8 protein-coding genes are annotated in these 13,132 nt (G+C 39.0%); all 8 read left to right on the top strand.

Features of this window, described 5'->3' with window-relative positions; all coding sequences use genetic code 11:
• The first annotated feature begins 24 nt into the window (after positions 1-24).
• The 8 genes from aceB (at position 25) to LC418_RS17760 (ending at position 13,125) form a co-directional block, all read left to right on the top strand.
• Complete coding sequence (gene aceB / locus LC418_RS17795) at positions 25-1,602, top strand: malate synthase A (RefSeq protein ID WP_223560115.1); 1,578 nt, start codon at positions 25-27, stop codon at positions 1,600-1,602.
• 216 nt (positions 1,603-1,818) lie between these two features.
• The gene (gene aceA / locus LC418_RS17790; protein ID WP_223560114.1) at positions 1,819-3,099 is read left to right on the top strand and encodes an isocitrate lyase; all 1,281 of its coding nucleotides are present in this window, start codon (positions 1,819-1,821) and stop codon (positions 3,097-3,099) included.
• Between the two features lie 123 nt (positions 3,100-3,222).
• The gene (locus LC418_RS17785; protein WP_223560113.1) at positions 3,223-3,609 is read left to right on the top strand and encodes an acyl-CoA thioesterase; all 387 of its coding nucleotides are present in this window, start codon (positions 3,223-3,225) and stop codon (positions 3,607-3,609) included.
• Positions 3,610-3,854: 245 nt separating this feature from the next.
• Positions 3,855-5,423 (top strand): T9SS type A sorting domain-containing protein, encoded by a 1,569-nt coding sequence (locus LC418_RS17780; protein WP_223560112.1) that lies wholly within the window; start codon positions 3,855-3,857, stop codon positions 5,421-5,423.
• Positions 5,424-5,428: 5 nt separating this feature from the next.
• Positions 5,429-8,263, top strand: coding sequence for an RHS repeat domain-containing protein (locus LC418_RS17775; RefSeq protein ID WP_223560111.1), 2,835 nt, complete (start codon positions 5,429-5,431; stop codon positions 8,261-8,263).
• Positions 8,264-8,267: 4 nt separating this feature from the next.
• Positions 8,268-11,849 carry a DUF6443 domain-containing protein gene (locus LC418_RS17770; protein ID WP_223560110.1) on the top strand — a complete coding sequence of 1,194 codons (3,582 nt, stop codon included), beginning with the start codon at positions 8,268-8,270 and terminating at the stop codon, positions 11,847-11,849.
• Positions 11,846-12,286 (top strand): hypothetical protein, encoded by a 441-nt coding sequence (locus tag LC418_RS17765; protein WP_223560109.1) that lies wholly within the window; start codon positions 11,846-11,848, stop codon positions 12,284-12,286. Before LC418_RS17770 ends, LC418_RS17765 begins: the two co-directional genes overlap by 4 nt.
• Before the next feature lie 392 nt (positions 12,287-12,678).
• Positions 12,679-13,125, top strand: coding sequence for a 6-pyruvoyl trahydropterin synthase family protein (locus LC418_RS17760; RefSeq protein ID WP_111956308.1), 447 nt, complete (start codon positions 12,679-12,681; stop codon positions 13,123-13,125).
• Positions 13,126-13,132 lie beyond the last annotated feature (7 nt).

The following is a 13,132-nucleotide window of genomic DNA, read 5'->3' as shown; positions in this document are numbered from 1 at the left end:
ATCAAATCACAAAATCAACAGGTTATGGAAACAGAAACTCAATTAAAAATAAAAGCCCAGAAGCAGTTTGGGGAAATTTTCACTCCGGAATTGACGGATTTTATGGTAGCTCTACATCAGAATTTTAACCCAAAAAGATTGACGCTTTTAGAAGAAAGAAAAAAAACACAGCAGTTTTTTGATTTGCGAAATCTTCCCGCATTTTTACCTGAAACTGAAGAAATCAGAAACGGTAACTGGAGCTGTGCGCCACTTCCAGCCGATCTCTTGGACAGAAGAGTAGAGATCACAGGACCTGTAGACCGGAAAATGATCATCAATGCATTAAATTCCGGTGCATCAACTTTTATGGCTGACTTTGAAGACAGCAATTCGCCAACCTGGGAAAACTGCATTCAGGGACAGATTAATCTTTCGGATGCAGTGCAGCGGAAGATAGATTTTACTGCTGAAAATGGAAAGTCTTATCAGCTTAATGAAAAAACAGCTGTTCTTCAGGTGCGGCCAAGAGGACTGCATCTTCCGGAAAAACATATCGAGATCAATGGCGAAGAAGCATCCGGCTCACTGACAGATTTTGGCATTTACTTTTTTTCTAACGCTGAACACTTGTTGAAAAACGGAAGTGGTCCCTATTTCTACCTTCCGAAATTAGAACATTACAAAGAAGCCCGATGGTGGAATGAAGTTTTTGTTTTTGCCCAAAATTACATGGGAATTCCCGAAGGAACTATTAAAGCTACCGTTTTGATAGAAACAATAACAGCTTCCTTTCAGATCGATGAAATTTTATTTGAATTAAAGGAACACAGCGCAGGACTGAACTGCGGAAGATGGGATTATATTTTTTCATTCATCAAAAAATTCAGAAACCTTCCCGAATTTATGGTTCCGGACAGAGATCAGGTAACAATGGCTTCTCCGTTTATGAGTGCTTATTCAAAAAGAGTGATCGAGATTTGCCATAAAAGAAACGTTCATGCTATCGGAGGAATGGCTGCACAGATTCCTGTAAAAGATAATTATGAAGCCAACAGTATTGCTTTTGAAAAAGTGCGGAATGACAAAAAACGTGAGGTGAAAAACGGTCATGATGGAACCTGGGTGGCACATCCGGCTTTAGTATCTGTTGCAAAAGATGTTTTTGACCAGTATATGCCGGAAGAAAATCAGATTGATAAAAAATTTGAATATCATATCAAAGAAACGGATCTGCTGGAAGTTCCACAAGGTGAAATTACCGAAAAAGGGGTACGAAAAAATATCAATGTAGGCATTCTTTACCTTGAAAGCTGGCTGATGGGCACCGGTGCAGCTGCCATTTACAATCTGATGGAAGATGCTGCCACTGCTGAGATCTCAAGGACACAAATCTGGCAATGGCTGAAAAACGAAGCCAAGCTGAACAACGGTCTTGCCCTGACCCGTGAAATGATCCTTCAATGGGAGGCTGAAGAAATAGAACATATCGAAAAATATGTAGGCGAACAGCGTTTCAAAAACGGAAAATTCAATTTAGCCAAAGAACTTTTCAATGAACTGATATTCTCAGAACAATTTGAAGAATTCCTGACTCTGAAAGCATACCCGTTTATTGAGTGAAAGGAGTTTTGCGTGGGAGAGTCTTAGAGTAGGAGTGTGGGAGAGTTTTGGGTGTAAGAGAATTGAAATGTGAAAAACTGAAAGATTCTATTGCACTGAAATAATCTACTCATATCCATATCTCATAAACTTATAACCCAACCTACTCTAAAACTCTCCAACTCTCAAACGCCCTCACCCTCAAACTTAAATCTATAAACAATAAATCCAAATATTATGAAAACAAAACAAGAACAAATCCAGGCTCTAGAACAGGACTGGCTGAGCAATCCCCGCTGGAACGGTGTAAAAAGAACCTATACGGCTGAAGAAGTACTGAAGCTTCGCGGCTCTTATACCATTGAGTATACCATTGCGACAGAAATGTCCAAAAAATTCTGGGAGAAACTGAATAACCAGGATTATGTAGCCGGGTTGGGTGCCCTAACAGGAAATCAGGCGGTTCAGGAAGTTGATGCAGGGCTGGAAGCGATATACCTTTCGGGCTGGCAGGTGGCTGCAGATGCGAATCTTTCTGGGGAAATGTATCCCGACCAGTCATTGTATCCTGCTAATTCGGTGCCTTCTGTGGTTAAGAAGATTAATAATGCTTTATTAAGAGCAGATCAGATACAGTCGGTAAGCGGGAACGGAGATAAAGAATATTTAGTTCCAATTATTGCAGATGCAGAAGCAGGATTCGGTGGAAATCTGAATGCTTTTGAGCTGATGAAGCAGATGATAGAGGCAGGAGCAGCAGCAGTTCATTTTGAAGACCAGCTCTCTTCGGCAAAGAAATGCGGACATTTGGGAGGCAAGGTTCTGGTTCCTACCCAGGAAGCCATTAATAAATTGGTAGCGGCCCGTTTGGCTTCGGATGTTTTGGGCGTACCAAGTATTATTATCGCAAGAACGGATGCAGATGCAGCAGATCTTCTGACTTCGGATATTGATGACAGAGATAAAAAATTTGTAACCGGAGAAAGAACTTCCGAAGGCTTCTATGTGGTAAACAATGGAGTAGAGCAGGGAATCGACCGTGGCCTTTCTTATGCACCTTATGCTGACCTGATCTGGATGGAAACCTCTAATCCTGATCTGGAACAGGCAAGAAAATTCGCAGAAGGAATCCATGCTCAGTTTCCGGGAAAAATGCTGGCGTACAACTGTTCGCCGTCATTCAACTGGGCTGCAAGGCTTAGTGTGGAAGAAATGGCCAATTTCCGTGAGGAGCTTGCCAAAATGGGCTATAAATTCCAGTTCATCACGCTGGCAGGTTTCCATGCGTTGAATACTGCAATGTTTGAGCTTGCTTTGGCTTATAAAGAAAGAGGAATGGCAGGTTATTCCGAACTTCAGGAGCGGGAGTTTGCTCTTCAGCAGAAAGGATTCCGAGCGGTAAAACACCAGTCATTTGTAGGAACCGGTTATTTTGATGAGGTTCAGAATGTGGTAACTAATGGTTCTTCGGCAACAGTAGCCATGAAAGACTCTACGGAAACAGCACAGTTCCATTGATCATTTCCATATTAAAATAAATTTTTCAGAGGTGAAACCTTCTCAGTTTTGAGAAGGTTTTCGTTTCATTAAGAATAAAAAACTTAAAGTCCATATATTTGATTATTAATGAAGCCGAAAAAAATGAATTTAATATACCAAAAACAGATTCAGGTAACGGAAGAACATATAGACCGGAATAATCATGTCAACAATGTGCAGTATGTGCACTGGGTAGAAGAAATAGCTGGTGAACACTGGGAAAAAGTAAAGGAAAAGACAGAGTATCCGGAAGATATATGGATGCTCGTTGATCATCATATCCAATACAAAAAGCAGGTTTACCTGGGAGATGTGATCACCGTTAAAACCTATCCGAAAGCTCCGGAAGGAATCCGACAGCCCAGAAAAGTCGAATTCTACTGCAAAGATCAGCTTGTCGTTGATTCAAGTACCCTTTGGGTCCTGATTGATTCGAAAACTCAAAAGATTAAAAGACTGGAAATCGACTGGCTGGATAAGCTTCGGTAAACGCTTGTCCTTAGGGCTCATTACATTATATTTTTCTTTCAGTTTAGTACAACTATAATTTTTTGTAAAATTTATAATACGACATGCTTTGTCGCTTTGGAGAAATACCTTTGTTTTTATAAGACTAGCATTATAAAAAACACAGATAAGTGATATGAGCTATATTAAATCTCAGCAATGAGATTTGTATATGTGTTAAAAAATGTTAAATTTGCAAAATTATACAAACTAATATACACAAATAGATGAGAAAACTCTACATGAGTGCATTTACGATGTGCACAATCTTGGGTCTGTCGGCCCAGGAAGTATTATGGCAAAAAGACATCAAATCCTCTACGCAGGATTTTCTAAGCCAGGTTACCACAACAATAGATCAACAGTATCTGATCACGGGAAGCTCAATTCAATCCAGCCCTTCAATAAGCTCAGGAACCTCAAGTCAAAAGCAAAATAATGGCTACGATTTCCATCTGGTAAAGCTTAACCAGCAAGGAGATGAAGTTTGGGAAAAATACATTTCAGGAAATAACCACGACTATCTTTCCGCAACCGTTTCTACACAAGACGGAGGTTTTTTGATTTCAGGCACCACTTTTTCCTCAAAAGGTCTTGATAAAAAAGAAGACTCCAAAGGTGGATCCGATATTTGGCTGGTCAGATTGAATGAATTTGGAGACGAACTCTGGCAGAAAACTTTAGGATCAGCCTCAGATGAAGAAGCGAGATCAGTTATTCAGACCACAGATTTAGGATTCTTTGTAGCTGGTAACGTTCAGAATTCAGCTAAAGGTTATGGTTCAAAAGATGTTTTGATTGTAAAACTTGATAAGGACGGAAAAGAACTATCTCAATCAGTTTTAGGAGGAAAAGGTCTTGATGAAGTAGAGAAAATGATTCCAACGAAAGATGGTGGTGCCTTGCTAGGAATCTATTCCAGAAGTGCTACAGGTGGCTCAAAGAAAACCGAAAACTTTGGTGAAGGAGATTATTGGGTGATCAAGCTTGATAAAACCGGGAAAACAGAATGGGAAAAGAGTTTTGGAGGAAAAGCAGATGATCATTTGAGAACCTTGGCTCTAACATCTACTGGCTATCTGATAGGTGGCGAATCCAGATCTGAAAGATCAGGAAATAAAACAGTTGGAATAGAAGAAGGCACCGATCTATGGCTAATTTCTTTAAACGAAAGAGGTGAAGAAATCTGGCAGAAGTCTTACAATTTCGGAAACAGGGATATTCTAATGGGAACGAGTGTAATCCAGAGTCAGGATCGGGGAGCCAAGAACCAAGATGTCACAAAAGGAATTCTTTTGGGAGGTTACACTCAGGCAGAAGGAAGGATTGAAGCCGATGATGAAACCTTCTGGATGCTGTACCTGGATCGGGATGGCAATGAACAATGGAGAAAACATGTAAAAGGCGAATCCAGAAAACGTGAGGAAAGATTGTCAGATATAAAACTGAACAGAGATGGCTCCATTATTCTGGCTGGAACCAGCGCAGAAGAACTTGGAAAAGAGAACTGGAAGATTGTGAAGCTGGGAGATAAACAGCTTGATCAGTTGATTGAAAATCAGGATATTAAAATCTATCCTAATCCTGTATCTGATTATGCTTATATAGAAATTGGCTTTGATTTCAAAGAAGCAGATATAATGCTGTATGATATGGGTGGAAGACAGCTTCAGAGCTTAAAAACTAAGAATAAGGTAACTAAGATTAATACTCAGAATTTGATTCAGGGGGCATATCTGGTGACTATAAAAACGGATATGAATAAAACGGCGAATGCTAAATTAATCAAGAAATAAACACCATGAGAAAAAAAGTCATATTAATATCTCTATTATGTGCGATGGTACAAAAGGGATATTCTCAGCAAAACGTGGGAGATGTTGTAACAACTCCTGTTGCATCACCATCCATGGCGGCCATGTCCCGATATTCTGATGTACCTATATCATTATCTTCTGGACTTCCTGAAATTGATTTACCTCTTCTGAATGCTCCGCTTTCAGATGATACGGCATGGCCAATCAGCTTAAGTTATAATACACAAAATAGTGGTACCCCTGATACAGCCAGTGATGTGGGAGCAGGATGGTCTTTCTTCGGGGCAGCGATGATCTATAAAAAAGTCATTAATGGATTAGATGAATGCTATGACAATGAGAGTTCCTCTAATTATCAAAAAAACGAATTTGATGATATCTACTACTATAATCTTCCGGGATTATCCGGAAAATTCAGAATAAAAAGAGATACTGTAAATAATACATTTACCCTGATCAATCTTACCCCGAACCATGTAAAAATTGATTTTATAAGAAACAGTAATACTGCAACCTTTAAGGCTGACAGTTTTACCATTACTGCAGATAACGGATATCAATATATCTTTACAGATTATGATGCAGCGAGATATGGCTGTGGAGAGTTTTTTATGGGAAATGAATACAAAACAGCTTATTACCTTACCCGCATTCTGAATCCTATCGGGGTAGAAACAGTAGCGGTAACCTATGACAAAAAAACAAAGTATAAAGGTACTAACAATCAATACCTCATATTCCAGCAGAATAAAATAAAAACCATCACCAGCCGCAAAGGACAGGTGGCATTTGACTATGTATATGATGAAACTCTGGAAAACCAGGACGCTTATGCAGAGGCTGTCAGTGATCCCTATAGTTTGCAGAAAATATACCTGAAAAATCCTGCCGGAGAAACATTATATTCCTATGCCTTTAATTATACCATGCTTTCTGTGGGAACTGCTGTGGCACAGAAGAAAAGGATACTGAATTCTGTTGTCAAAAATGATAAAAACAATACTCTTATCGAAAAGAATACTTTCGTATATACATATCCTTCAGGTGATGGAGCATTAAAAAAGATAGTATCTCCTACAGGCGGGGTGGCAGAATATAACTATGAACAGGGAGAACTGTATTTTAATTTCAATGATCCTGCATTTCTTGCTGGACTTTCAGGAGCCAGTGATATCAATTATCCCAATATTCAGTATTCTTCTGCTATGGCCAGTGGTTCTATCAATACAACCCAATCCCTGATTTATAATTTCAATATACCGGGAGATCAGCAGGTAAAGAAAAATTTCAAATTTATACTCAATATTACAGATTATGAGCGTCCTGATCCACCTCCGCCTCCATTAAAGCCTAAAGAGCATAATTTAAAGATTACCCTAAAAAGAGGCACAGAGGTAATTATTCCTTCTTTTACCATTACGGACAATCTCTATGATCAAAGATATAACCTAAACGCTTATCCAGGAAATTATACTCTGGAAATTGTCCGCACGGGAGAAGCAAAAGCCAATGGGACTTTCAGCAGTTCAGAGATAAAGGTATACCCGGGACCTTTCAGAAATGCGAGTAAGTCAGGGCATATGAGAATAAAAAACATTAAGTATTATAAAGATATCAATAACACGGCTCCACAGAGAACGGTTAATTATTCCTACGATTCTTTTGATCTGTCTGACAGTGCGAGCGGATATTTATTTGAAAATGAAAAAGACAGTGATGATGATATATGGGCTACCTATACCCTGTATAAAAATGTAAAAGTGTCAGAAGCAGGAAAAGGTTCTATACGCTATTCATTTAAAAATCCTGATGATTATCCGAAACAGCAGACGGGGGGCGGCGCTTTTCCGGAATACTTCTGGCCTTATTACAATATAACCAAAGCAGGGCTCCTTTTTAAAAAAGAAAATTATGATGAGCAAAATATCCTGCTGACAACGGAATCGTATGATTATGAGCTGGATAATTTCTCCAATAATGAATACAGCTTCACAGCAGGTTCTAAAATAACTTCCAAACCCGCCTATATAAAGAAAAGTATAGTTTCTAATAAAGCTTATTTTGCAGGGGGAGGGTTATTGGAAACAGGCTCTGAAACCTGGATGAGTCCTGCAAATCTTAAGCCTTACTATACCAAAAGCATTGCGGATGGGGATACCTCAGAACAATTTATGACGTATGTGGAAGGACTTGCGGGATATAGCCATCTTGAGGCAGCTAACATGACCGGGGTTCCTGTAATTACCGAAGAGAAAAAGAATGGAAAAACCCTGTCCAAATCAGTAACCAAGTATGATAACCCTTCACTGTTGCTTCCTACCTCTGCCTTTGCAGCCAATATCAGTGATGGAAGCATGAAGCAGGTGATGACGGCAGATGCATATGATGATAAAGGAAATCTGGTCCAGCTTACTTCTGTCGTGGGACTTTCTACATCATTTATTTATGGATACAACAAGACGCAGATCATTGCAAAAATAGAAGGGGCTAAATATGACGATATAAAAAACAGCCCGCTTGTAATAGCTGCTGTTAATGCTTCCAATGATGATCTTGTGAACCCTGCATCAGAAAATGCTTTAGTGATGGCATTGGATAATCTCCGAAAAGACAGCTCTATGACGGGATATCAGATTACTGCGTATACTTACAACCCGTTAATCGGGCTTACTACAACGACAACCCCGAACGGACAGCGTGAGACTTACGAATACGACAGCAGTGGAAGACTGAAGACTGTCAGGAAAATGGAGAAAGACGCTTCAGGAAATGCGGTTTACAAAACAGTAAAAGAATACAAATACAACTACAAACAGTAAAAAGATGAAAAGAATTTTAAGCATATTCAGCGTGCTGTTTGTAACAGTTCTTTCAGCGCAGAACAGCCTTACAAACACAGAAAATTATATATACAGCAAAAGCTGCCTCAATGATGACTGTACCAAAGCTTCCGAAAGCGTACAGTATTTTGACAGCTTCGGCAGACCTTACCAGTCGATCAGTATAAAATCTTCCCCTACCGGGAAAGATATGGTACAGCACATTCCTTATGACAGCTACGGAAAATCCGTTGACAGCTGGTTTCCTGTTCCAATGACCAGTACGGATGGTGCCGTACAGGACAGTGCATCGGTGAAGAGCAATGCCATTATGGTATATGGTGACAACCGCCCGTTCTCACATACAGTGCTGGAAAAATCACCTTTAAGCCGCGTGCAGAGCCAGATTTCACCGGGAGAAGCGTGGCAGGCCCATCCTGTTACCGTGGGAAATAATACCAACATCAGTAATGAGGTAAAAAAATATACCGTTTCCACTACCTGGATAGAAGGGAGAACAGAATCTGTGCTTTCTCTTTCAGGATATTATCCGGCCAATACGTTCATGAAAAGCACGGTAACGGATCCGGACGGAAATATTTCTGTTGAGTTTAAAAATAAAGAAGGACAGGTCGTTCTGGTAAGAAAAGGAGTGGGTACTTCCGATGTTACGGATACCTACTATATCTACAATGAATACGGACATCTTGCTTATGTGATCCCGCCACTGGCCGCTGCCGGAACGCTTTCAGGGACTGTTTTAGATGATCTCTGCTATCAGTACCGGTATGACGGTCTGAACCGAATGGTTGAGAAAAAGCTTCCCGGAAAAGGTTGGGAATACATGGTATATGATAAGGCTGACCGTTTGGTTGCCACTCAGGATAGTGTTTTAAAAGGAAAGGGGCAATGGCTGTACACAAAGTATGACCAGTTTGGAAGAGTTGCCATCACGGGAATAGGAACAGGATACCAAAGAAGCGTGGAGCAGAGTATGGTTGATGGCCTGGGATTGAATAATGTAAACAGAGTAACTACTGCAGCTTTCAATAGACAGGGAGTTGATGTGTATTATAATAATCAGGATATTACTTACCCTAATTCTACCAAGTGGGTAACCTTATTATCATTAAATTATTATGATACGTATCCTGCATACGGCTTCAATCCGCCAGTACCTGCAACTATATTTGGAAGTCAAATCCTAACGGATAATATGACGGCAGATATGAATACCAAAGGGGTTTCCATAATGAGCCTGGTTAAAAATATCGAAGATGATAACTGGACCAAAAACTATAACTGGTATGATACCAAAGGAAGACTTGTAGGAACATATACGATCAATCATTTGGGAGGGTATACCAAAACAGAATCTGAATTTGATTTTGCCGGATTGACAAAACAGACGAAAGTCTATCACAAAAGACTCAGTACAGACACCGAAAGGGTCATCTCTCAAAGCTTTGAGTATGACGGTCAGGGCAGGGTTAAAAAACATTATCATCAGGTTGACAGTCAGCCACAGGAAGTATTGGCAGAAAATACCTATAACGAGCTATCTCAGCTTTCCAATAAAAAAGTAGGGGGTAGTTTACAGAGTATAGATTACACGTACAATATCCGTGGAGCACTTACAAAGATCAATGATCCGGCTGTTTTGGGAACTAAGCTTTTTGGTTATGAATTAAAATATCATAATCCCCAGTCTTCAGGGATAGCCCCAGGAAAATATAATGGAAATATTACGGAAGTAATGTGGAAAACGACTTCCGATCAGGTTTCAAGACAATACAATTACCAGTATGATGCGTTGAACAGGCTTAAAAAAGGAATTTATTCTGAACCGGCGGCTTCTGTTCCGCAGAATGGATTCTTTGATGAAACCTTAGCCTATGATCTGAACGGAAATATCACCTCCCTGCAGAGAAATGGAAAAAGCAGCTCAGGAACAGCGCAGCTTATTGATGATCTTACCTATAATTATACAGGGAATAAGCTCAATACCGTTACCGATACTTCGGGAAACTACAGTGGCTACCCTGATACATCCGGGACTATCATTTCCTATGATGATAACGGGAATATGAAGGATCATAAAGATAAGGGGGTTTTACAGATTGATTATAATTTTTTGAACTTGCCGGGCTTTATTGTTTTTGATCAGCAATACTATACAAGAGGCGAATGGCAGAATACAAATACCAAACTCTTCTACAGGGCAGACGGAACAAAAATAAGAAAAGAGCATCGATACAATGAAAATTCTTCTTACAGAAGAAAAGTGACTGAATATTTCGATGGTTTTCAGTACGAAATTATTGCTAATTCTGGTGATCCTTTACTTAAATTTGTCCCTACCCCGGAAGGCTATTACAATTTTGAAAATAATAAGTATATTTACAGCTATACAGACCATTTGGGGAATGTACGCTTAAGCTACTCTAAAAACTCAACTGGCGGCGCAGAAGTTCTTGAAGAAAACAACTATTACGCATTTGGCTTAAAGCACGAAGGATATAATGCTTTAGCGGGAAACCCTTCTTACAATTACCAATATAATGGAAAAGAATTGCAGAAAGAAACCGGCTGGAGTGATTACGGAGCCAGAATGTACATGTCGGATCTGGGAAGATGGGGCGTAATAGATCCGTTAGCAGAAAATTCGAGAAGATGGAGCCCGTACGCTTATGCCTATGATAATCCTGTAATGTTTATAGATCCCGATGGAAGGCAGAATGTATCTGCTTTAAGTTGGAAATTTGATCAGAACAGTACTATTCTTGGACGCAGTTGGTTTGATAGTTCTTATGAAAGTGCAGGATTTGGAGGGAATTTCAAAACCATGTGGAATGGCGGAGATCATGGAGGAAGTGGAGGGACTACTTTTGGACAGACGCAGGCGTATGCAGATTTAATGAATGCAGCATATAATGGAGGCACTGGAGGATTGATAAATAAAGGCGGAACACTTAGATGGTGGACAGATTATGAGGATCCGGACCCAAATGTTACTGGAGTGGGACAATTGAACATGCTGAAATTAAGGCGTGAAAATTTTCCTTCTAATAAAGAAATAACTCCTTGGCAATTAGGTGTAGAATGGCTTTCAGGATCAGGCCCAAGACATCGAGATTTTACTAATGGAGACTTAATGACAGAAATGCTAAGACAACATAGTCATGTACAAGCCACTAGAGATATTATCCTATCTAAAATGGCTTTAAGACAAAGTAGTTTAGAGGGTTCAAATTCTTATAAACTAGGTGGTATTAAAGGAGTTGGGCTTTATCTTAAAGATTATTCAACGTTGTTAACAGGTGGGTTAACAGGGAATTTAGCAGTAACATATTTAGGGTCTTATAATTTAGAATACACAGCAGCAGCATACAATAAGAGTGTAGTTGTTTCATTTAATGTTGAAAATTCCTCTACAATGCAATCTGCATCCCGCCCTCCTGTGCTTGGATATCTTCCAATTTGGCAACAGACAGCGGGAAAACTTATTAATGAAAAATTTAAAACAGGTTGGGGATCTAAAACTACTCAATCATTTCACTGGACAGAAGTATTATATCTAAAATGAAAACAAAATTAAAATATTTATTAATCACACTGTTAACAATTATGTTATATAGTTGTGGGGAAACTAAGCCAAAACAATCTGATTTTATAGGTACTTGGAAATCTTCTGATAATGCATCTATCAAACTAAATAAAAATGGAACTTGTATTTTGAAAGGGGTTGATCATTATAAAATCAGTAGCTTTCCAAAAAATAAAAATAAGGAATTAAATGCTGAAGGAACTTGGCAGTTTACAGAAAATATAGAAAGTGGTATTGTTGATAATATAAACAATGGAATTACTATAACATATAATTTACCTGAGGGAACAAAAGGAGAAATTGTATTTTATATCTCGGGACAAGGTATCAATGGGAATAACCCACCTTGGAATATTTTTATATGGGAAGGTGATCCTGATGAAATGCTGAAATATGAGTTTATAAAAAATAAATGAACAATAAAACCACCACGGTAATGTCCCAGATGTGTTGGTATTCAATATTGGAGTTACCCTATTTAGGACAAAAAGTTTATACTTCTCATATAGAGAAAATTTATAAACAATTAGGGTATTGAAATCAGTACCCTAATTTTAATAAGTTTGCTAAAGACAGCGCAGAACTTCTTGAAGAAAACAATTAAGGCATTGTGCGGGAATGGTCCCAGCAACAAATGCAGCTTATAATTACCAATATATTAGACCTCAATCCTTGTAAAGACTGCCGTGAAATATTTTTAGACTATTATTGCTGCGATACTTTAATTTGTATGTTAATTTACACTTTCCATTAAATTCTGTTTTCCCCGTACGCAACTTATCATTATGTTTTGTCATATCTTTGCACTATGATACGTATTACAAAAATTTTCACATTCGAGACAGCCCATGTGTTGTATAACTATGATGGGAAATGTAAAAATATGCATGGACACTCCTATAAGCTCTTTGTAACGGTAAAAGGAAGACCGGTTAATGATTTGGAAAATCCCAAAAACGGGATGGTGGTGGATTTTGGAGATATTAAAAGTATCGTAAAATCTGAGATTGTGGATCTTTGGGATCATGCAGTTCTTGTTAACGCATTGTCTCCCCATAAAGAACTGGGTGAAGACCTTGAAAATAAAGGTCACAAAGTGATCTACTGCAGCTTTCAGCCTACCTGTGAGAATATGCTGTATGCCATTGCTGCCAAAATAAAATCCAGGCTTCCGGCTGAGGTTTCTCTGGCCTATCTTAAACTTCACGAAACAGAAAACTCCTACGGAGAATGGTTTGCAGAAGACAATAAGTAAACAGTAT

Source organism: Chryseobacterium lathyri (assembly GCF_019970085.1).
GTDB classification, from domain to species: domain Bacteria; phylum Bacteroidota; class Bacteroidia; order Flavobacteriales; family Weeksellaceae; genus Chryseobacterium; species Chryseobacterium lathyri.
This window is presented reverse-complemented; position numbering and strand designations above follow the sequence as displayed.